Source organism: uncultured Sphingomonas sp., from assembly GCF_964237155.1.
In the GTDB taxonomy this organism is placed as follows: Bacteria; Pseudomonadota; Alphaproteobacteria; order Sphingomonadales; family Sphingomonadaceae; genus Sphingomonas.
In genome coordinates this window covers 35,705-56,356 of the sequence record NZ_CAXSHH010000011.1, presented here as the reverse complement: position 1 = coordinate 56,356, position 20,652 = coordinate 35,705, and the positions used below count along the sequence as shown (strand labels likewise).

Here is a 20,652-nt window from a genome sequence, read left to right as displayed (position 1 = left end):
AGACGTGGCGATAGGCGGTCAGCGCGGACACGGTGCGCAGGATGGTGGTCCACTGAAAATAGTCGAGACTGCCGCCGACCGGCTCGGTGCGCGGCAGGAGCAGGTGATATTTCACGTCGAGCAGACGCGCGGTGTTGTCGGCGCGCTCGATCGTGGAGCCCAGCCGAATGAACCAGTAGGCATCGTCGCGCAGCATGGTCCGGTGGTTGGCCCCATCGAAGGATAAGACGGCGGCCTTCACCCAGTCGAGGAGACGGTTCAGCGTGACGAGCCCGTCGAGCGTGGGGCCGAAGCGTTCGACCTCGAGCCAGGCGGCGTTGATCGACTCCCAAACTTCGGCTGTCAGCGCGGTGCGGACGGCGCGGGCGTTGGTGCGCGCTTGTTCGATGCTTGAACGCATGGATGACGGATTGAGCGGATCAAGCGACAGGTATTGCAGGGCGGTTACCTCCGCGAGCTCGGGATGCGCGGCCGCGTAGGGCGCGTCCACGCCGGCGGCCGCCAGCGCCCCGCGCCACGCGGCGACGTCGCCGCCATAGCCGGACGGCATGGCGGCAAGGCGCAGCGTCGCCTCGACCAGGCGCGATACGAAATCGGCGCGTTCGACATAGCGACCCGTCCAGAACAGCGCGGCGGCGGTGCGGGACAGCATCAGGCGCGACCTTCAGTCATCGAGCACCCAGGTGTCCTTGGTGCCGCCGCCCTGGCTGGAATTGACGACCAGCGAGCCGGGACGGAGCGCGACGCGCGTCAGCCCGCCGGGGACGATCCTGGTCCCGTGCGCGCCGGTGAGAACGAAAGGGCGCAGGTCGACGTGGCGGGACGCCAGGCCCTCATCGACGAGCGTGGGACAGGTCGAGAGCGCCAGGGTGGGTTGGGCGATGAACCTGTCGGGCGCGGCGGCGAGCTTGGCGCGGAACTCGGCGATCTCCCCCGACGTGGCGTGAGGCCCGATGAGCATGCCGTAACCGCCGGACCCGTCCACTTCCTTGACGACGAGCTCGGGAAGCCGGTCGAGGACATGAGCGAGCGCGTCGGGTTCACGGCATCGCCAAGTGGGAACGTTGGGCAGCATGGCGTCGCGGCCGGTGTAGAAGCGGACGATCTCGGGCATGTAGCTGTAGATCGCCTTGTCGTCGGCTATGCCGGTGCCGACCGCGTTGGCGACGCTGAGGTTGCCTGCCGCGTGCGCCGCCATGAGGCCGGGGACGCCGAGCACCGAGTCGGGGCGGAAGACGAGCGGATCGAGGTAGGCGTCGTCGACCCGGCGATAAAGGACATCGACGCGCTTCGGCCCTTGGGTGGTGCGCATGAACAGGATGTCGTCGGAGACGAACAGGTCATTGCCTTCGACAAGCTCGACGCCAAGCTTGTCGGCCAGGAAGCTGTGCTCGTAATAGGCCGAGTTGTGAAAGCCGGGGGTGAGGACGGCCACCATCGGATCACCGCCGCAGCGCGGGGGCGCGACCGAACGGAGGGTGGCCAGCAGACTTTCGGGATAGTCCTCGATCGGAGCGACCCGGTGGCGTTCGACCAGTTCGGGGAGGAGCCGGTGCATGACCTCGCGGTTCTCGAGCATGTACGAGACGCCCGACGGGGTGCGGGCATTATCCTCCAGCACGTGGAACTCATCGGGGCCGGTGCGGACCAAGTCGATACCGGCAATGTGGACGTAGATGCCGTGCGCGGGTTTCAGACCGATCGCGGGGAGAAGGAATTGCGGGTTGCGAAGGATCAGGTCCTCTGGAACGACGCCCGCGCGGACGATCTCGCGCGACCCGTATATGTCCGCCAGGAACGCGTTGAGCGCGGTCACACGCTGGATCAACCCCGCCTCCAACCGAACCCATTCCCGGCGGGACAGTAGGCGAGGAACAATGTCGAAGGGGATCAGCCGCTCGCCGGCATCCGCATCGCCGTAGACGGCGAAGGTTATGCCGATGCGTCGAAAAAACAACTCGGCCTGTGCGCGGCGGGTTTGGAGGAGGTCGCCCGGCGACTCCTCCAGCCAGCGCGCAACGGCGGCATAGCAGTCGCGGGGACCATCGGCACCTCCCGGATGCCCGCTCATCTCGTTGAAGGCATTGACGTCCAAGCCCGACCCCCGCGTCACTCAAGCAAGTTTGTGCGCTGCGGCGAGGAAGCGCAAGCGGCTCCGTGAAAGTCTCTGGATGCCGTCGCCGGGCAGGACGAGGACATGCGTCATGCGAACCAAGCTTGGCGGCCGGCCTCGAACGACGCGATCGCGGGCGCATGACGGAGGGTTACGCCGATATCGTCGAGCCCCTCGAGCAGCATCGCGCGGCGGAGCGGATCGGTCTCGAACGCGAAGGTCTCGCCACTTGGGCGCACCACCAGCTGGCGCTCCAGGTCGATATGGAGCCGTGCGTTCGCGCCGAGCTCGGCATCCCCCATCAGCAGGTCGCATGCGGCCTGCGGCAGGACCACGGGCAGCAGTCCGTTCTTGAGCGCGTTGCCGGCGAAGATGTCGCCGAAGCTCGGCGCGATCACGCAGGCGATGCCGTGATCGAGCAGCGCCCAAGAGGCGTGCTCGCGGGAGGAGCCGCAGCCGAAATTAGCGCCCGCGACCAAGATGGCGGCGTCGGCGTACGCGGGTCGATTCAGGACAAAATCCGGATCGCCGCGGAGATCCGCGAAAAGATGCGCGCCCAGCCCCGTCCGGGTTATGGTTTTTAGGAAGCGGGCGGGGATAATCTGGTCGGTGTCGATATTGGCGACATGGAGGGGGGCGGCGACGCCGGTGAGGGTGGTGAAGGACCTCACGCGGCGTCCTCGAGATCGGCGGGATCGACGAAGCGCCCGGCGACCGCGGCGGCGGCGGCGAGAGCGGGGGAAACAAGGTGGGTGCGCCCGCCCGGCCCCTGCCTTCCCTCGAAATTGCGATTGGAGGTGGAGGCGCAACGCTCGCCGGCCCCAAGCCTGTCGGGGTTCATGCCCAGGCACATCGAGCAGCCCGCCTCGCGCCACTCGAACCCCGCGTCCATCAGGATGCGGGCGAGGCCCTCCTCCTCCGCCTGCCGTTTGATCAGGCCGGAGCCGGGCACGACCAGCGCGCGGACGTGGGAAGCGACGCGGCGGCCGTCCGCGACCCGGGCGGCCTCGCGGATATCCTCGATGCGCGCGTTGGTGCAGCTGCCGATGAACACGGTGTCGACGGGCGTGTCCACCAATCGCCGGCCGGGCTCCAGGCCCATGTAATCGAGCTGTCGGCGCATCTGCGCCGCCGCGGCCTCGTCCGGCGCGGTCGCCGGATCGGGCGCGGCGCCGTCGATCGCGATCCCGGTCTCCGGGCTCGTGCCCCAGGTGACCATGGGCCGGACGGCGGCGGCGTCGATCGTCACCTCGCGGTCGAACGTCGCGCCCGGATCGCCGGGCAGGGTGCGCCACCAGGCGACCGCCGCGTCCCATGCCTCCGCCCCCGGCGCGAAGGGACGGCCTCGCACGTAGCTGAAGGTCTTCTCGTCGGGAGCGACGAGCCCAGCCCGCGCGCCCGCCTCGATCGCCATGTTGCACAAGGTCATCCGTCCGGCCATGTCGAGCGCGCGCACCGCGTCGCCCGCATACTCCAGCGCATGGCCGGTCGCGCCCGCCGTGCCGATGGCGGCGACGATCGCGAGCGCCAGGTCCTTGGCCGACACGCCCGGGCGCAAGCGGCCGAGGGCGGTGACGCGCATCGTCCGGGCGCGACGCTGGAGCAGCGTCTGGGTGGCGAGCACATGCTCGACCTCCGACGTCCCGATGCCGAAGGCGAGCGCGCCGAACGCGCCATGGGTCGAGGTGTGGCTATCCCCGCAGACGATCGTCAGGCCCGGCAGGCTGAACCCCTGTTCCGGCCCGACGACATGGACGATGCCCTGCCGCTCGTCGGTGAGCGGGATATAGGGCACGCCGAACTCCTGGACATTCCGCTCCAGCGTCCTGAGCTGGAGCGCGCTCTCGGGCTCGGCGATCGGGGTGTCCCGGTCGGTCGTGGGAACGTTGTGGTCGGGCACCGCGATCGTCAGATCGGGCCGGCGCACCGGCCTGCCCGCCGCGCGCAGGCCCTCGAACGCCTGCGGGCTCGTCACTTCATGGACGAGATGCCGGTCGATATAGAGGATCGCGGTGCCGTCCGGCAGCATGGCGACCACATGCGCGTCGAACAGCTTGTCATAGAGCGTGCGCGCCATCAGCCGACCGCCGCTTCAGGGGGGGCGCGGCGCTCTCGCTTGTGGAGCAGCTTGCCCAGCGCGTGGACATAGGCGCGCACCGCCGAGACGACCGTGTCGGTATCGGCCCCCTGCCCATCCACCGACCGGCCGTCCTCCTCCAGCCGGACGGTGGTGCGCGCCTGCGCGTCCGACCCTCCGGTGATCGCGCCGACATTGTAGAGCGTCAGTTCGGCCGCGTGCGGGCAGACGATGCGCAGGGCGTTGAAGGCGGCGTCGACCGCGCCGTCGCCGGTGGCGGCCCCGATGCGGCAGACGCCGTCGACCAGCAATTCCACCTCCGCGCGCGCGTCGCCGCGGCTGCTCGACGAGACGGACAGCGCCACGAAGCGGATCCGCTCATGGTCGCGCACCAGCTCGTCGTCGATCAGCGCGATCAGGTCCTCCTCGAACACGACCTTCTTGCGGTCGGCCAGGTCCTTGAAACGACGAAACGCGTCGGCCAGGCGGTTGTCGCCGATGTCGCCGTAACCGAGTTCGGCCAGCTTGGCGCGGAAAGCCGCGCGCCCCGAATGCTTGCCCAGCACCAGGTTGGAGCGCGTCCAGCCGACGCTTTCGGGCGTCATTATCTCGTAGCTGCCCGCGTGCTTGAGCATACCGTCCTGATGGATCCCGCTTTCATGCGCGAAGGCGTTGCGTCCGACGATCGCCTTGTTCGGCTGGACGTCGAAGCCGGTGACGGTGGCGAGCAGGCGCGAGGTCTTCACGATGTTCTCGGCGTGTACGCCGTTTCGGAGAGGCAGGGCGTCGGGGCGGGTGCGGATCGCCATGACCACCTCCTCCAACGCCGCATTGCCCGCGCGCTCGCCGATGCCGTTGACCGTGCATTCCACCTGGCGCGCGCCCGCCGCCAGCGACGCCAGCGTATTGGCGACCGCGAGCCCCAGATCGTCGTGATTGTGCGTGGACAGGATGACCCCGTCCGCACCCGGTACGTTCGCCAATATGTCGGCGAACATGCGCGCCATGTCGTCCGGCAAGGCGTAGCCGACCGTGTCGGGCAGATTGATCGTGGTCGCGCCCGCGCGGATCGCCCGCTCGACGGCGCGGCGGAGGAACTCGGGTTCGGTGCGGGTGGCGTCCTCGGCCGACCATTCCACGTCATCGACCAGGTCGCGGGCGAGCGTGACCGAGTCGGTGATCGCATCCAGCACCGCGTCCGGGTGCATCCGGAGCTTATGTTCCATATGGAGCGGACTGGTCGAGATGAAGGTGTGGATGCGGCGGCGCTCGGCGGGGCGCACCGCCTGGCCCGCGCGGGTGATGTCGTCCCGAGCGGCGCGGGCCAACGCACAGATCACGGGCCCCCGCACTTCGCCGGCGATGCCGCGCACGGCCGCGAAGTCGTCGGGCGAGGCCACGGGAAAACCCGCCTCGATCACGTCCACGCCCAGCGCCGCCAGCGCGTGCGCCATCCTGAGTTTCTCGGGCGCGGTCATCGAAAAGCCCGGCGACTGCTCGCCGTCGCGCAGAGTGGTGTCGAAGACGATCACGCGATCGGGCGGACACGCGCCGAAGTTGGGATGATGGACGGTCATGATATCGCTCGCGCTGGATGGGCCGGGAAAAATCCCCTGAGCGCCGCGGGCTTGGGATGTCAGGCCGCGCCGCCGCTCAGGGGCGGATAAGTCGAAGCGAGCGGACAAGAAACAGAAGCATGTCCATCAGGATACACATATCGCCAGAGCGAGCAATAGAGTTTCCGCATGTTCGTTTCACACGTAACTATGAATGCCCGGGAGGACGCCGATTGTTGTCTTGTTACGTTCATTGTCCCCAGGCCTTGGGTAAGCCCCGTGGTCGGGGGCGAACCGCTTCACCGCTCCCCGGTCCAGCACGACCGGTCATGAACACGAGCTCATGGGACGGATCTCGCGCGGGCGCTTTTCGCGATCCTGGTCATGCCGGCTCTTCCCGAGCCAAGGTCCCGTTCGGCAGATGGAACCGGTCGCACCTCAGGCTCCGCGTCGTCAAATCGATCCGGTGGGTGGCCGGGCCGTCGCAGATCACCATGAGCTCGCGCCCGCCACCGTCCACGTCCAGGAGAACCAGCCCTTCCGGATGATCATTGCCGCGTCCGAAAGGCAGGTCGATGATCCGTTCCGGTCTGTGCCGCCGCACGACTTTGTCGTCCCGCGCCGGATCACCGAGCCAATCGGTCCAGCGATAGATCGCGCACGGCCCGTCGAGCCCCGTGGTCGGTCCACCGAGGATCAGAAGGTCCGAGCCATCACGCTTCAGGTCGCGGATGCCCAGCCCATCCAGCTCGAGGAGCCGCTTGTGGAGAGGCCCGGCGATCGTCAGGCGACCCGACGGCTTGGCGACGATCTCGAGCTCGAGCAATACCGCATAGGTCTGGATCACGGGCCCGCGCATACCGATCGCGACCCTGGTGCCCGCGACCGCGACACCCTCAAGGTCGATCCCGCCCTCTTTGGCGGCGATGAGCGTAAACGGCTTCAGGAGCGGACTTTCCGCCATCATCCGCGCGAGCCGGTTGCCGCGTTTCGTTTGCCGCAACATGCCCGCACGGCGAACCCCGTCGGTCGATACCGGAAGCATCGTCCCAGGCGCGTCGGGATCGGGAACCAACGGTAAGCGGGCAAGGAGGCAGCGGGGGAGTGTGTCGTTCAGTGTCGCAAACGCATCCAGGTCGATCCGGTCGTCGTCGCCCTTCCCGATCTTCGGCCGGGTTCGCGCGTGCGATCCCAACACCCAAAGCCATCCATCATCCTCGGCGAGCCCCTCGATGTCGGCCTCGTCGGCGGAATCGAGGTCCAGGACGGCATCGAGCGGAAGGCGCTTGTGATCGAGCCATGCCGAGTCGCCGCGGCTTAACCGCTCGATGCACACGCCCTCGTCGCCGCCGAGGAATAAGGTGGTTCCATGCCGCGCGGCGGCCGACAGATCCAGCGCCGGATCGTCGGCGCCCCCGCAATCCGCATCGAGCACCAGGCGTTCCTCGCCCGACGGCGGTGTGGTCGGAGGCCAAGTCGAGCGCGAATGGGAGTTCTTGGGCATGGACGCCTTCCTGGCTTGGCGGATCTCGGTGCACCCCGAATGGTGAATGGATATCCTCCCAAACCCTCCGGACGGGTGCGCAGGGCACTTATCCCGGCTGGCGCGTTTAGGGACGTTATTCCTCCGAGTTGCAAGCTTGACGCCCCACATCAACGCCATCGGCACCGCGGTGCCCACCCATGACATCCACGACGCCTTCATCGCCTGGGCGCGCGCGCGCGTGCCGACGCACGAAGGCAAGCTGTTCGACCGCATGGCGACGCGCGCCGGCATCCGCCACCGCTGGTCGGTGCTTCCCGTGACGCCGGGCGGCGGCTCGCCGGTCGAGTCGGAGGGATTCTATGACGGCGAACGTCCCGGCACCGCGCGCCGGATGGCCATCTACGCGGAAGCGGCGCCCGATCTCGCGCTCCGGGCCGTCGCGGCGCTATCCGAACGCGCGTCGCTGGACGGGATCACGCATCTGGTGGTGGCCAGCTGCACCGGCTTCGTCGCGCCCGGCATCGATCAGATCGTCGCGCGCCGGCTGGCGCTGTCGCCCTCGGTCGAACGTCTCCTTGTCGGCTTCATGGGTTGCTACGCGGCGGTCGCGGCGCTCCGCACCGCGCGCCACATCGTCCGTTCCGACGAGGCCGCGCGCGTCCTGGTCGTCACGGTCGAACTCTCCACCTTGCACCTGCAGGAAGCCCGTGAACTCGAACCGCTGCTCGCCATGCTCCAGTTCGGCGACGGCGCCGCCGCGGCGCTGGTGACGGCGGAGCCGCTAGGCTTCGCGATCGACCGGCCCTTCGCGACGACGCTCCCCGACTCGGAGGCGCTGATCCGGTGGAACATCACCGACCACGGTTTCGCCATGCACCTGTCGGGCGAGGTGCCGGGACGGATCGCGCATGCGCTGGCGCACACCGATTTCGCCCGCGACGCGACCGGCGGACGCGCCGCCGACGCGATCGACGGCTGGGCCGTGCATGCGGGCGGGCGGTCGATCCTGGATGCGGTGCAGACCGCGCTCCGCCTGCCCGCGCACGCGTTGGAGGCCTCGCGCGCGGTGCTCGCCGAGCACGGCAACATGTCTTCGGCGACGTTGATGTTCGTGCTCGCCCGGCTGTTAGAGGCACCGGCGATCCGGGAGGGCCTGGCACTCGCTTTCGGTCCCGGGCTCGCGGCCGAGGGCTTCGGGTTCCGGAGCGCCGCTTGAGCCTGGTCGTCCGATCCACCGCCGACGAGCTGATGGATGCCGACGATCTCGATCCCGCGACCTACGCCGCGTTGGTCGGCGATTTGGCGCGAGTGAACACGGCGACCCTCGCCCGGCGGCCCACGCTCGCCTTTTTGAAGCGCGTGGTCCGGAGCGGGCGGTTGCGGCTGCTCGATGTCGGCTTCGGAGATGGCGATATGCTGCGCAGCATCGCGCGCTGGGCGGTGCGGCATGATATCGCGGCCGAGCTGGTCGGCGTCGATCTCAATCCGCGTAGCGCGCCCGCCGCCGCCGCCCACACGCCGGGCGACATGCCCATCCGTTTCATCACGGGCGATTATACCGATCAGGCCGGCGGGTGGGACGCGGTCGTATCGAGCATGGTCGCGCACCATATGACGCCCGTGCAGTTGATCACCTTCCTCGGATTCATGGAGACGAACGCGCGGAGCTGGTTCGTCAACGACCTCCATCGCCACCCGGTCGCTCATGCGGGCTTCCCGCTGCTCGCCGCCCTTGCCCGATGGCATCCGATCGTGCGCCATGACGGGCGCGTGTCGATCGCCCGGTCGTTCCGCCCGCCCGAATGGCGCGCCATCCTGGCGGAAGCGGGCATCGACGATGCGCGCGTGTTCCGCGCCTTTCCGTTCCGGTTATGCGTCGAACGACTGCGCTGATCGTCGGTGCCGGACCCGCCGGCAGCGCGGCGGCGATCGGGCTGGCGCGCGGCGGGGCGCGACCGACGATGCTCGAGCGTTCCCGCGAGACGGGCGACGCGCTCTGCGGCGGGTTCCTGAGCTGGCGGACGCTCGACCGGTTGCGCGCGCTCGGGATCGATCCGGACCGGTTGAGCAGGCGGCGGATCGGACGCGTCCATGTCTTCGCGGGCGGGCGCGCGGTCGAAGCCCCCCTGCCCCATCCCGCGCTGGCGGTGTCCAGGCGCACGTTCGATACCGTCATGCTCGCGGAGGCCGAGCGGGCGGGCGCAGGCGTGGAACGCGGGGCGGCGGTCAGGAGCGTCGATGCGGGATCGGTGGTGCTCGCGGACGGGACGACGCTGTCGCCCGAGACGCTTTTCCTGGCCACGGGCAAGCATGACCTGCGCGGCCTGGCGCGACCGACGCCGGGGCCGGATGACGACCCCGCGCTTGGGCTCCGCGTCCGGCTCGCGCCGTCGGACGCAATGCGTCGCCGGATCGAGGACGCGATCGAGTTGCACCTGTTCGATCGCGGCTATGCCGGGTTGGCGGTGCAGGAGGACGGGTCGGCCAACCTGTGCCTCGCCGTCCGCCGATCGCGGCTGCGCGAAGCCGGATCGCCCGACCGGCTGCTCCGGGCGATCGCGCGCGAGACGCCGGCATTCGGCGACCGGCTGGCGATGCGCGAGTCGGGATGCGGCGTCGATGCCGTCGCGAACGTCCCCTATGGCTGGCGGATGCGCGAGGGCGTGTCGGGCCTGTTCCGGCTGGGCGACCAGGCGGCGGTGATCCCCTCGCTGGCGGGCGAAGGGATGGGCATCGCGATCGCCAGCGGCTGTTCGGCGGCGGCCGCCTACTTGGCCGACGGCGCGTCGGGGAGCGCGGGATGGCAGCGCCGCTTCGCCGCCCGGACCGCGCGCCCGGTCCGCATCGCGGGATTGATGCGCGACCTGGCCGAGGGGCCGATCGCCCCGCGCGCCTTGCCCTGGCTCGGCCGCGCGCCGTTCATGATCCAGGTGATTGCGCGCGCGACCAGGATGACGTGAGGCTTGAACACGAGCATGAGGGGGCCGAAATGAACGGAATGGAACGCCTGGACCTGTCCGAGAACGAGTGGCGCAAGCGCCTTTCCCCCGAGCAATTCAACGTGCTGCGCGAGGCGGGCACCGAGCGCGCCTTTTCGGGCCGCCACAACGACAACAAGGCCGACGGGATCTACCGCTGCGCCGCGTGTCAGCTCGAGCTGTTCGACAGCGCGGACAAATACGACTCGGGATCGGGCTGGCCCAGCTTCACGCAGGCGATCGAACCCGACCGGGTCAGCGACCACACCGACACCAGCCATGGGATGGCGCGCACGGAGACGCGGTGCGCCCGGTGCGACAGCCACCTAGGCCACGTTTTTCCCGACGGCCCGCCGCCGACCGGCCAGCGTTACTGCATGAATTCGGTGTCGCTGGAATTCCGCCCGCGGAGCTGAGCGGCGCGGCGTTCTTGCCGCGTTCATGCCGAACGGCTAACCCTGCGTGCCTTCCATGTCAGCGCGCATCCCCACAGCCCGGCGTTCCCCTCCGCCCCGGCGCTCCCGATGGCGTCGGCGCATCGTCCGCACGGCGCAGGTCCTCCTGGCGATCGGGGCGCTCGGGCTGGGCGCGCTGGTGATCGCGGTCTACGTGACCCGGTCGCAGCTGCCCAGCTTCGACCAGCTGCGATCGTCGCCCAATGGCCAGATGATCCGCGTCCATGCCGTCGATGGGTCGATCCTGGTGTCCTTGGGGCCCAGTTACGGCCAGTGGCTTCCATATGGCCAGATCCCGCAGGTCATGCGCGACGCGACGGTGTCGGTCGAGGATCGACGCTTCCGCCGCCACCCCGGCGTCGACCCGATCGGCCTGGCGCGCGCGGCCAAGGTGCGCATCGAGCGCGGGCGGTGGACGCAAGGCGGGTCGACGATCACCCAGCAGCTCGCGCGCAACGTCTTCCTGTCCAGCCAGAAAAAGTTCGGGCGCAAGTTCCGCGAGTGGATCCTGGCGCTGGCGATGGAGCGCAAATTCTCGAAGGACCAGATCCTCGAGCTGTATCTGAACAAGGTCTATTACGGCGGCGGCGCGTACGGCATCGATGCCGCCAGCAGGCGTTTCTTTGGCCACGGGGCGGGCCGGCTGAGCCTGTCGGAGGCCGCGGTCATCGCCGGGCTGGTCAAGGCGCCGTCCAACTACTCCCCCACCGCCGACGCGGAGGCGGCTCAGGGCCGTGCGGGAGTGGTGCTGAACACGATGATCGAGACGGGCGCGATCACGCCCGCCGAAGCCGCCGACGCCGACCCCGAGGACCTGCGACTGGAGCCCGCGCCCAGGCAGAACAGCGTGCGCTATTTCACCGACTGGGCGCTCCCGCAGCTCGACCTGCTGATCGACGAGCAGGACGCGCCGCTGGAAGTGTGGACCACGCTCGACCCCGCGATGCAGCGCGCGGCCGACGCCGCGATCCGCGCGCAGACCCCGGCGGGAACGCAGGGCGCGCTGGTGTCGCTCGACCGGGACGGCGCGGTGCGCGCGATGGTGGGCGGGCGCGATTACGTGTCGTCCATCTACAATCGCGCGACCCAGGCGCAGCGCCAGCCGGGCTCCGCCTTCAAGCTGTTCGTCTATCTCGCCGCGCTGGAGAACGGGCATAAGCCCGAGGACTCGCTGGTCGACGAGCCTGTGACGATCGAGGGCTGGAGCCCACGGAACGACTCAAGGCGGAACTCCGGCGCGGTCACCCTGCGGACCGCCTTCGCCTATTCGCTGAACACGATCGCGGCCAAGCTGGGGCAGGAGGTCGGCTTCTCGACGGTGGCCGACATGGCGCGGCGGTTCGGGATCACCACGCCCGTCAACACGCGGCCATCGATGGTGCTCGGCACGTCCAACGTACGCCTGATCGACATGACGCGCGCCTTCGCCTCCGTCGCGTCCAAGGGCGTCGCGGTGGTGCCGTTCGGCATCACGCGGGTGAGCGCGAACGGGGAGGAGATTTACCGGCACGAGGTCGACCGCTCGCGCGTCCTCGTCGCGCCGTACGTGGCCGCGCAGATGACCGACCTGCTTCAGACCGCGGTGAACGCGGGCACGGGGCGCGAGGCGCAGATCGGGCGGCCGGTCGCGGGCAAGACGGGCACGACCACCTCCGCCAAGGACGGCTGGTTCCTGGGCTTCTCCAGCGGCCTGACGACAGGCGTCTGGATGGGGCGCGACAACGCCCGGCCCGTGGCGGGGCTGTCGGGCGGCCGCGCGCCCGCCCGGGCCTTTGCGCAATTCATGCGCGCGGCGGTGGCCAAACGCCCCATCGAGCAATTCGAGACGGAGGTGACGCTTCCCGAATGGCAGCTAGAGCCCGACGAGGAGAGCTATTTCGGCGCCCCTGACAATACGACCTTCGTCGACGAGAATGGCAATCCGTTCGCGGTCGGCGAGGAGGCTCCGGCCACCGCCCCCGCCCCGCCCGAGTTCGATCCGCGCCCGGCGCCCCCGACGCCGCAAGAGGGTTCGCCCGAGCGGATGGATCAGGACTGGATCGACCGCGCGACCGGACGTGACGACCGGCCACGCCGCGAACTTTCGCCGCGCGACGAGTCCCGACGCGAGCCGCCGCGCGGCTATGAGGGGGAAGAGCGCCCGATCCAATGAAGCCGCGCGCCGTGCGTCCGTAGCCACGCGCGCGCCGGCGTCGGATCCGCGCCGAGCAGATCGCGCACCAGCGCGTGAAAGGCAGGGCCGTGGTTCATATGGACGCGGTGCGCGACCTCGTGCGCGACGGTGGCGCGGCGCACCCAGCCGGGCGCGAGCAGCAGACGCCAGCTATAACGGATCGCACCGCTCCCCGAGCAACTGCCCCAGCGACCGCGCGCATCGCCGACCATGACCCTGGTGACGGTCACCCCGGCCTTGACCGCGAACTCGTCGGTCTCGCAGGCGAGCAGGTCGAGGCTCGCGCGCTTCAACCATGCGTCGACGCGGCGCGGGATCGTTTCGACCGGACCCTCGGCCACCAGTCGACCGTCCTCGCGCACCAGCGTTCGGCGGCCACCCGGTCGCCAACACAGCTCCAGCCGCTCATCGGCGACCTCGATGATCGTGCCCGGCGCGAACGGCAGCGCCGGTGGAAGCGCCGCGCGCTGCTCGTCGATCCAGTCGGTCCTGCCGCGCGCCCAGGCGAGCGCGGGCTTGAGCGCCGCGCGCACCGGGAGTACGAGCCGCGCGCGGCCGCTCGCGGGATCGAAGGTCAGCCGCGCTCGTCTGGCGCGGGGGTGGCGGACGACATCGAACGCGTCGTCCGTCACGGGATCGGAAGGCGTCACAGGATCCGGTCGACGACGTGGTTCTCCAAATCGCCCGCTTCGTCCTCGCTGATCGTCCAGCCGCGCACCGATACGCCGGCGCGGTGAACCGCCTCGCGGTCGCCCGAATTGAGGTGGTGCCAGTCGGGCAGGGGCTCGCCGGCCGCACGCAGGCGGTAGGCGCAAGTCGAGGGCAGCCAGTCTATCCCGTGCACGTTGCCGGGCGTCAGCCGCACGCATTCGGATACGAAGGCGCGGCGGTGCCGATAGTTGGAGCATTGCCCGCTGCGCCGGTCGAGCAGCCGGCAGGCGACGTTGGTCGCCACGAGTTCGCCCGTGTCCTCGTCCTCAAGCTTATGGATGCAGCATTTGCCGCAGCCGTCGCACAGCTGTTCCCACTGCGCGCGGTCGAGGCGGTCGAGCGGCGCGTCCTCCCAGAAACGCGTCATTTCACCCATCGCGCCAGCTCGGCCGCGACCGCGGCCGAGCCCTGCTCGTGCGGGATGAGCGCGATCGGCTTGCCCTGGGGATCCATAAGATAGGCCTGGTCGCTGTGATCCATCAGGTAGCCGCCGCCCGGCGACACGTCGCCCTTGGCGCGGTACGCGCCGTACGACTTGGCGACAGCGGCGATCGCCTCCTCCGTGCCGGTCAGGCCGACCATCCGCGGGTGGAAAGCGGCGGTGAAGCTCTTCAAGGCGGCGGGGGTGTCGCGGGCGGGATCGATCGTGACGAAGACGGGCGTCACGCGCCCGCCGCGCCCGGGATCGTCGCCCTCGAACCGCTTCAGCCCGGCGGCGATATTCTGCGCGCCGGTCGGGCAGACGTCGGGACAGAAGGTATAGCCGAAATACATGACGCGCCACTGGCCCGCAAAGTCCTGATCGGTGCGCGCGCGGCCGGCCTCGTCGATCAGCGCGAAAGGTCCGCCGATCCTGGCCCCGGCCAGCGGCGGCTGGGCGGGCGGGCTCGCGGCACCGCACCCGGCGAGCAGCAGCGCGAGGCCGGCGGCCGCGGGGACGAAACGAATGTTCATGACGGGGCCAGCCTTGTTCTGTTAGCGACCGGGTAGCAAGCGGCCTGTTCGGCCGAACTCATCTGGGGTGCCGCGCGATGTCGCCAAGAGCTTTCGTACCAGCCGCCCTCCTGCTCGCGCTCGCCGCTCCGGTCGGCGCGCAGCAGCAGTCGGAGAGTTACAAGTTCCTGCAAGCGGTCAAGGACGCCAAGGGCAACGACGTGCTCGCGATCCTCGACCGGCCGGGTGCGAACATCGTCAACACCCGCGACAGCGGCAGCGGCGAGGGCGCGCTACACATCGTGGCGAAGCGCGGGGACGAGCCCTACACGCGCTATCTGCTCCAGAAGGGCGCGGACGCGAACATGCGCGACGGGCGCGGCAACACCCCCCTGCTGCTCGCGGTCGACGGCGGCCATGCCGGGCTGATCCCCGTCCTGATCGCGGGACGCGCGCGCGTCGACCTCGGCAACGGCGGCGGCGAGACGCCGTTGATCCGCGCCGTCCAGCGACGCGATGTCGCAATGACGAGACTGCTACTGACGGCGGGAGCCGATCCCGACCAGACCGACAACGTCGCTGGCATGTCGGCGCGCGATTACGTCAAGCGGGACGCGCGCAATCCGGCGCTCGCCAAATTGCTGGAGGACGCTCCCAAGCGCGCGGCCCGCGCGGTGTCGGGTCCCAAGCTCTAGACCGCGTAGGCTTCCGGATCGGTCAATGCGAGCATCCGCCGCGCCGCGCGCCGGGCGAAGGCGAGGGTGCAGCGTTTGCGGACGTGCGCGGGAAGCGCCTCGCTCGCCGCTTCGCGGACGATCGCCGCTTCATATCGGTCGGCGACGATCACGCCGGTGCGACCGGGCAGGAAAATCGCCGCGTCGAGCGGGGACAGGTCGAACCCGGCGGGAAGCGCCCAGTAGAAACGGTCACAGCAGCCCAGATAGTCGGGCCATTTGCCGTCGCCGAGCAGGTCGGCGCGCGAGACCTTGATCTCGACAATGACGATACGGCCATTGGCGTCGATCGCCATCAGGTCGGCGCGGCGGCCATTGTCGAGCGGCACCTCCGCCATCGCGGTCAGGTCGTGGCGGTGGAGCATGCGCGTGACACCGCGCGCCACGTCGGCCGCGCAAAGCGCGCCGTCGGCTTGATCGATACAGGAAGGTGGCGGGTTGGTTAGCACCCGCATCGGATAAGAACAGGCATAGAACAAGGCAAGAGTCTGGCGGTGAAGCGCCGTGGCAGAGCCGCGTCGTCGGTCGTAGCGGTGCCACGCCGGCCGGGTAAGCGCGAGTCCGGCGGCGGCATGCCGCTGGCCGCGCTTATCTGTAGAAGATGTGATTCCCGATCAGCGCGACTTTGGTCAATCGCCCGGGCAGCCCGACCTTGCGCCCATTGAAGAACAGCGCATTGGGTGCGGGACTCTTCCAGGACGAAGCCAGCGCGACCTTTGCGACCGCTTCGGCGGTGCGGTACATGCGGTTCACCGCGTCGACCGCGGGCAACACGCCCCGGCGTACGAAGGAGAATTGGCCGCGCTGCTTGACGACGCCGCAAACGTCGGAGGCGAAACGCCCCGACCTCGCGCGGTTGAGCACGACATGGGCAACCGCCAGCTGTCCGGCGAGCGGTTCGCCCTTGGACTCGAAATAGACGGTGGTGGCGAGGCAGCGAAGCGCCTCCTCATTGCCCGCCTCGCCCACCGCGTGGGCGGCGACGGCGGCATCGAGCGAGCTGAAGGTCGCGGGCACCGGCTTCGGCGCGGTAAGGATTTCGGGAACAAGCGTCGGGAAAACGGAGGGAACCAGCGTCCGCGCCGATGCGTTGTCGGCGGCATTGATGGTCATGGGGGCCAGCGCGGGCCGATCGATTTCGGCGGCGTTGGTGATGGTACTGGTGGAAATCAGGCCGCCAAGGGCGAAAGTCATCGCCGCGATCGCGGTGGTTCGTTGTATGGCCGTCACTGGTCGTCACAAATATGCGGTTGGTTCGCGAACGAGCGACGCGGCTTGAGTCATACAAGCCTGCGCGCCGGTCCTGGATGCCCCCCGACTGCGTAACCGCCACCGTATCGCACACGGGCTCGGCACAACGCTGATTTCGATCGGTCGCCCTTTGTTCACGCTAGCGATAGCGTCAACGGCAACTCAGCGTTTCCACGGCGAACCGTTCCGCGTCCGGGCCGTCCAGTTCGATTATCCATAGATCGGGATCGCTCACGCGACGTTTGCGCCAATATTCCTCGATATTCTCCATGGAGTCGTCCGTGGGAGTCGAATTGATCGGTTGCACCGTGCCGGATGCACCGATCCCGCGCTCGAACAACTTAGGCGAGGCTCCTTGCGCCGTCGCGATCAGCAGGAGCGCGCCCCCTTGCGCGTCGCCCCTGGCGCGCAGCGTGGCGAAGCCGCCCGCGTCGTTGACCCGCCGGATCAGTGCGGAAGCGATCACCGAAGTGGGCAGGCGATCGTTCACGCCAGGCGATATCCGGGCAGCGTGGAGAGCGGGATGCGCGAGCGCATGAAGGTGCCGGTCCCGCGCGCGACCTCCTCGCCATGCAGGTCGAGGAGCCGCGCATCGGCGTTGAAGACGCGGCGGCGGCCGTTGGTCCAGCGCCCTTCCGCGATCACCGGACCGACGCCGAGCGGCTGGGTGAACAGGAGCGTGAAGGCCGTCGTGAGCAGGAAGCGGTCGGTGACGAGGCTGTTGGCCGCGTAAAAGGCGGCGTCGTCGAGCATCTTGAAATAGCCGGTGCCGTGAACCGCGCCGGCGGCGTGGAAGTGGCGTTCATCAAGCGTGAAGCGGATGCGCGCGAGGCCGGCCGACTCGATTTCGAGCGTCGAGTCGAACAGCTGGTTGATCGGGGCGGCGGCGTAGAGCGACTCGAGTGCACGGTGATGCGCCGCTTCGCCTTCAGGCCGCGTCACGCGCCTCGTCCGTCGCGAACAGCGCGTAGAGCGCGTCACGCGATCCGGCTCCGCGTAATTTGGCAAGGAAGCGGGGGTCGCGCAACGTGCGCGAGACCCGGGCGAGCGCTTTCAGGTGGGCGGCGCCCGCATCGACGGGCGAGAGCAGCAGGAAGGCGAGATCGACGGGCAGGTCGTCGACGGCCTGGTACTCTATCGGGTGGGCGAGGCGAGCGAACGCTCCGACGATCTGCGTCGATCCGTCGACGCGTCCGTGCGGGATGGCCACGCCGTGGCCAAAGCCGGTCGAGCCGAGCCGCTCGCGCTCGCTCAGGCGGTCGGCGACATGGCGTGTATCGAGACCGATCTGCGGCGCGACGAGACCGGCCATGGCCTGGAGCAGCGCCTTCTTATTGCCGACCGGGAGGTCGAAGACGACCGCTTCGGGCCGTAACAGGTCGCTGAGATCGGACATGCTTAGGCGGACTCCGGGCTTGGGCGGGTCAGCCGGGCGTGGCCGGCTGCCGCTCGGCACCGGGCTCCACCCACCCTATCGTCCCGTCGCCGCGCCGATAGACCATGTTGTGATCGCCGGTTCCCGAATTCTTGAACAGCAGCGCGCTCGTGTTGCGGAGATCGAGCATCATCACGGCGTCGCCCACGCTCGCCTCCGGCACGTCGACGCGCGTCTCGGCGATGATCAGGGGTGCGTCGGGCGCCTCCACCTCGTCGGCCTGGGCGTCCTGGAACAGCGTGTAGCGGGCGTTGTCGTAGGCACCCGCCTCGGCGATCCCGGCGGTGTCGACGGCGTGATGATCCTTCAGGCGGCGCATGTAGCGGCGGAGCTGCTTGTCAACGTGATCGGCCGCGCCGTTGAAGGCGAGATGCGCGTCCTGCGCGTCGTGGCGACCCTTGAGCACCAGCCCGCGCGTGACGTGCGTCACGATGTCGCAGGTGAAGCCATTGTCATGCGGCCCCTTGCCGAAGGTGACGTTGGACGAGACGGCGCGGGCGAAATACTTGGTCGCGATCGCCTGGAGACGGTCCTCGACATGGGTCTTGAGCGCGTCGCCCACGTCGACCTGATGGCCGGATACCCGAATCTCCATGAACTCACTCCGTTTTCGTTGTTACTGCGTCGCCGGGTCCCAGAGGGGATCGGCGAGGGTGGCGATGAACGCTCGGTGGGCGGCAAGTTCTCCCGCCGGCACGTCGAAAATCCTGGGCGGCCGGTCGATGCGCGGGGAGGCGGCTGTAACGGGCGCGACGGCGTCCGGCTTGTCGGCGAGAAGTCCCAGGCCGATCTGGCGGCCCCCGGTCAGCTCGACATAAACCTGCGCCAGCAGTTGCGCGTCGAGCAGCGCGCCGTGGACGACGCGGTGCGAGCGGTCGATGCCGAAGCGCGAGCAGAGCGCGTCGAGCGTATGCTTGGCGCCGGGATGGCGGGTGCGGGCCATCGGCAGCGTGTCGACCATGCGCGTCAACGGAATGGGCGCCCGGCCGCATTTCTGGAGCTCGCCGTTCAAGAAGCCGAAATCGAAGGTGGCGTTGTGCGCGACGAGCGGCGAGTCGCCCAGGAAGGCGAGCAGTTCGTCGGCGCGGGTGTGAAAGAGCGGCTTGTCCGACAGGAAGGCGTCGGTCAGGCCGTGCACCGCCGCGGCCTCGGGCGGCATCGGACGTTCAGGATGGTGGTAGGCGTGGAAGCTGCGCCCGGTCTCGACGCGGTTGACGATCTCGATGCAGCCGATCTCGACCAGGCGGTCGCCCCGGGAGAAGTCGAAGCCGGTGGTCTCGGTATCGAAGACGATCTCGCGCATCGGGACGATATCAGCCTTCGGGAGCCAGGAGGCAAGCGACGAGGCGGGCGACGGCGGCGCGGGTCTGGTCCGGCGATACGTCCGTCGGGATGACGAAGTCGGCGCGGGCGCGCTTGTCAGCGTCGGGTAGCTGGCGCGCCAGGATGGCGTCGAGCTTCGCCGCGGTCATCCCGGGACGAGCAAGGACGCGGGCGCGCTGGACCTCGACCGCGGCGGAGACGACGACGACCTTGTCGACGCGGGTATCACCGCCGGTCTCGAACAGGAGTGGCACGTCGAATAGGACGAGCGGGGCGTCGGCATGGGTGGCCAGGAACGCGGTGCGTTCCTGGCCGACGGCGGGGTGGACGATCGCCTCCAGCCGCCTCATCGCCGCCTCGTCGCCGAGAACCGCTTCGGCGAGCGCGGTGCGGTTCACGCCGTCCGGGCCGGTGGTCGAGGGAAAGGCGGCCCCGATCGCGGCGACGACGCGGCCGGCGGGACCTTGCAGGCGGTGGACGGTGGCGTCGGCGTCGAACACGGGGACGCCCTCGGCGGCGAACATGGCGGCGACGGTGGACTTGCCCATGCCGATCGAGCCGGTGAGGCCGATCGTGATCATGCCGTCAGCAGCTCGCGCAGTTCGTCGTCGCGTTCGCGCGGGGGTTCGACGCCGAAGAGGAGCTCGAAGGCGAGGGCGGCTTGGGCGACGAGCATCTCGAGGCCGTCGACCGTTTCCAGCCCGCGGTCGTTCGCCTGGGCCAGGAGGTCGGTCTCGAGCGGGGCATAGACGAGATCGTACACCACGGCATCGTCGGGAAGTGGGGACAGGTCGAGATCAAGCGAGGGCTGGCCCGTCATGCCGAGCGCGCCGGCGTTGACTAGGAGGGCGGCGGGCGGAAGGGCGGCGGTGAGGGGGAGCGCGCGGCCCTTCAGCCCGAAGGTCGACAGGAGCGCCGCGCCCTTCAGCGGCGTGCGGTTCAGGACAGTGACCGGGCCGACGTCCATTTTCGCCAGCGCGAACAGCACCGCGCGGGCCGCGCCGCCCGCGCCGATCACGACGACCGGCTTGCCTGAAAAGTCGAAGCCGGCGATCGGGGCATAGAAGCCGCCCGCGTCGGTGTTGGCCCCGATCAGCGCGCCGTCCTCGGCGCGCATGGCGAGGTTTATCGCGCCAATGGTCGCGCGGACGTCGCCCCGGTCCTCGACATGGTCGAGCGCCGCGAGCTTGTGCGGGATCGTGACGTTGCAGCCGCGCCAGTCCGGATCGGCGCGGCGGTCGGCGAAATAGGCGGAGAGGTCGGCGGGCGCGACGCGGGCGGCGCGGTAGTCGGCGTCGAGGCCGAGCGCCGCCAGCCAAAAGCCGTGGATGAGCGGCGACTTGGAATGGGCAATCGGGTCGCCGATCACCTCGGCGTAGAGGCGGCCGGGGGTCCGGAAGTTCACTAAAGTTCACGCCAAGAAACGG

Annotated in this window: 24 protein-coding genes; 6 read left to right on the top strand and 18 right to left on the bottom strand. The window is 69.3% G+C overall.

Going from position 1 to position 20,652, the window contains the following annotated elements:
• From ACFE71_RS04635 to ACFE71_RS04610, 6 genes are all read right to left on the bottom strand, one after another.
• Positions 1-652, bottom strand: a 652-nt coding sequence (locus ACFE71_RS04635) for an alpha-E domain-containing protein (RefSeq protein ID WP_375427641.1), incomplete at its 3' end; no start/stop codon positions are given.
• A gap of 12 nt (positions 653-664) precedes the next feature.
• Positions 665-2,071 carry a circularly permuted type 2 ATP-grasp protein gene (locus ACFE71_RS04630; protein ID WP_375427646.1) on the bottom strand — a complete coding sequence of 469 codons (1,407 nt, stop codon included), beginning with the start codon at positions 2,069-2,071 and terminating at the stop codon, positions 665-667.
• Between the two features lie 131 nt (positions 2,072-2,202).
• Positions 2,203-2,784, bottom strand: a complete 582-nt coding sequence (leuD, locus tag ACFE71_RS04625) for a 3-isopropylmalate dehydratase small subunit (protein ID WP_375427640.1) — start codon at positions 2,782-2,784, stop codon at positions 2,203-2,205.
• Positions 2,781-4,190 (bottom strand): 3-isopropylmalate dehydratase large subunit, encoded by a 1,410-nt coding sequence (gene leuC, locus ACFE71_RS04620; RefSeq protein WP_375427639.1) that lies wholly within the window; start codon positions 4,188-4,190, stop codon positions 2,781-2,783. Before leuC ends, leuD begins: the two co-directional genes overlap by 4 nt.
• Positions 4,190-5,767: a 2-isopropylmalate synthase gene (locus ACFE71_RS04615; protein WP_375427638.1), complete on the bottom strand. Its 1,578-nt coding sequence runs from the start codon at positions 5,765-5,767 to the stop codon at positions 4,190-4,192. Before ACFE71_RS04615 ends, leuC begins: the two co-directional genes overlap by 1 nt.
• 361 nt (positions 5,768-6,128) lie before the next feature.
• Positions 6,129-7,250 carry a DUF3616 domain-containing protein gene (locus tag ACFE71_RS04610; RefSeq protein ID WP_375427637.1) on the bottom strand — a complete coding sequence of 374 codons (1,122 nt, stop codon included), beginning with the start codon at positions 7,248-7,250 and terminating at the stop codon, positions 6,129-6,131.
• Positions 7,251-7,386: 136 nt separating this feature from the next.
• On the opposite strand from ACFE71_RS04610, the gene ACFE71_RS04605 reads away from it, so the two are divergent.
• The 5 genes from ACFE71_RS04605 to ACFE71_RS04585 are packed head-to-tail and all read left to right on the top strand — an operon-like array spanning position 7,387 to position 12,817.
• Positions 7,387-8,448 carry a type III polyketide synthase gene (locus ACFE71_RS04605; RefSeq protein WP_375427636.1) on the top strand — a complete coding sequence of 354 codons (1,062 nt, stop codon included), beginning with the start codon at positions 7,387-7,389 and terminating at the stop codon, positions 8,446-8,448.
• Positions 8,449-8,480: 32 nt separating this feature from the next.
• Positions 8,481-9,125 (top strand): methyltransferase domain-containing protein, encoded by a 645-nt coding sequence (locus tag ACFE71_RS04600; RefSeq protein ID WP_375427645.1) that lies wholly within the window; start codon positions 8,481-8,483, stop codon positions 9,123-9,125.
• Positions 9,104-10,192, top strand: coding sequence for an NAD(P)/FAD-dependent oxidoreductase (locus ACFE71_RS04595; protein WP_375427635.1), 1,089 nt, complete (start codon positions 9,104-9,106; stop codon positions 10,190-10,192). The genes ACFE71_RS04600 and ACFE71_RS04595 overlap by 22 nt, the downstream gene beginning before the upstream one ends.
• Positions 10,193-10,230: 38 nt before the next feature.
• Positions 10,231-10,626: a peptide-methionine (R)-S-oxide reductase MsrB gene (msrB, locus tag ACFE71_RS04590; protein ID WP_375427644.1), complete on the top strand. Its 396-nt coding sequence runs from the start codon at positions 10,231-10,233 to the stop codon at positions 10,624-10,626.
• A 55-nt stretch (positions 10,627-10,681) separates the two neighbouring features.
• Complete coding sequence (locus tag ACFE71_RS04585) at positions 10,682-12,817, top strand: transglycosylase domain-containing protein (protein ID WP_375427634.1); 2,136 nt, start codon at positions 10,682-10,684, stop codon at positions 12,815-12,817.
• Here the strand turns inward: ACFE71_RS04585 and ACFE71_RS04580 are convergent.
• From ACFE71_RS04580 to ACFE71_RS04570, 3 genes are read right to left on the bottom strand one after another with little or no spacing between them, the layout of a single operon-like run.
• Entirely contained in the window at positions 12,787-13,488 is a 702-nt protein-coding gene (locus tag ACFE71_RS04580) for a M48 family metallopeptidase (protein ID WP_375427633.1), read from the bottom strand. The genes ACFE71_RS04585 and ACFE71_RS04580 overlap by 31 nt on opposite strands.
• Positions 13,485-13,925 (bottom strand): YcgN family cysteine cluster protein, encoded by a 441-nt coding sequence (locus ACFE71_RS04575; protein WP_375427632.1) that lies wholly within the window; start codon positions 13,923-13,925, stop codon positions 13,485-13,487. Before ACFE71_RS04575 ends, ACFE71_RS04580 begins: the two co-directional genes overlap by 4 nt.
• On the bottom strand, positions 13,913-14,503 hold the full coding sequence (locus ACFE71_RS04570) for an SCO family protein (protein ID WP_375427631.1): 591 nt from the start codon (positions 14,501-14,503) through the stop codon (positions 13,913-13,915). The genes ACFE71_RS04575 and ACFE71_RS04570 overlap by 13 nt, the downstream gene beginning before the upstream one ends.
• Before the next feature lie 77 nt (positions 14,504-14,580).
• Here ACFE71_RS04570 and ACFE71_RS04565 point away from each other — a divergent pair, with 77 nt between their 5' ends.
• Positions 14,581-15,177: an ankyrin repeat domain-containing protein gene (locus ACFE71_RS04565; protein WP_375427630.1), complete on the top strand. Its 597-nt coding sequence runs from the start codon at positions 14,581-14,583 to the stop codon at positions 15,175-15,177.
• On the opposite strand, the gene ACFE71_RS04560 is transcribed toward ACFE71_RS04565, so the two are convergent.
• The 9 genes from ACFE71_RS04560 to ACFE71_RS04520 form a co-directional block, all read right to left on the bottom strand.
• Positions 15,174-15,671: an MmcB family DNA repair protein gene (locus ACFE71_RS04560; RefSeq protein ID WP_375427629.1), complete on the bottom strand. Its 498-nt coding sequence runs from the start codon at positions 15,669-15,671 to the stop codon at positions 15,174-15,176. The two genes, ACFE71_RS04565 and ACFE71_RS04560, sit on opposite strands and share 4 nt — an antisense overlap.
• Before the next feature lie 133 nt (positions 15,672-15,804).
• Positions 15,805-16,410 carry a cell wall hydrolase gene (locus tag ACFE71_RS04555; RefSeq protein WP_375427628.1) on the bottom strand — a complete coding sequence of 202 codons (606 nt, stop codon included), beginning with the start codon at positions 16,408-16,410 and terminating at the stop codon, positions 15,805-15,807.
• A gap of 208 nt (positions 16,411-16,618) precedes the next feature.
• Positions 16,619-16,957 (bottom strand): DUF1491 family protein, encoded by a 339-nt coding sequence (locus ACFE71_RS04550; protein ID WP_375427627.1) that lies wholly within the window; start codon positions 16,955-16,957, stop codon positions 16,619-16,621.
• Positions 16,954-17,409, bottom strand: coding sequence for a PaaI family thioesterase (locus tag ACFE71_RS04545; RefSeq protein WP_375427626.1), 456 nt, complete (start codon positions 17,407-17,409; stop codon positions 16,954-16,956). The genes ACFE71_RS04550 and ACFE71_RS04545 overlap by 4 nt, the downstream gene beginning before the upstream one ends.
• A complete protein-coding gene (locus ACFE71_RS04540; RefSeq protein ID WP_375427625.1) occupies positions 17,396-17,863 on the bottom strand; it encodes a PTS sugar transporter subunit IIA in 468 nt (155 codons plus the stop codon). The genes ACFE71_RS04545 and ACFE71_RS04540 overlap by 14 nt, the downstream gene beginning before the upstream one ends.
• A gap of 28 nt (positions 17,864-17,891) precedes the next feature.
• On the bottom strand, positions 17,892-18,497 hold the full coding sequence (gene hpf / locus ACFE71_RS04535) for a ribosome hibernation-promoting factor, HPF/YfiA family (protein ID WP_375427624.1): 606 nt from the start codon (positions 18,495-18,497) through the stop codon (positions 17,892-17,894).
• A 21-nt stretch (positions 18,498-18,518) separates the two neighbouring features.
• Positions 18,519-19,205 carry a DNA polymerase III subunit epsilon gene (dnaQ, locus tag ACFE71_RS04530; RefSeq protein WP_375427623.1) on the bottom strand — a complete coding sequence of 229 codons (687 nt, stop codon included), beginning with the start codon at positions 19,203-19,205 and terminating at the stop codon, positions 18,519-18,521.
• A gap of 10 nt (positions 19,206-19,215) precedes the next feature.
• Entirely contained in the window at positions 19,216-19,806 is a 591-nt protein-coding gene (coaE, locus tag ACFE71_RS04525) for a dephospho-CoA kinase (RefSeq protein ID WP_375427622.1), read from the bottom strand.
• Positions 19,803-20,630 (bottom strand): shikimate dehydrogenase family protein, encoded by an 828-nt coding sequence (locus tag ACFE71_RS04520; RefSeq protein ID WP_375427621.1) that lies wholly within the window; start codon positions 20,628-20,630, stop codon positions 19,803-19,805. The genes coaE and ACFE71_RS04520 overlap by 4 nt, the downstream gene beginning before the upstream one ends.
• Positions 20,631-20,652: the final 22 nt, after the last annotated feature.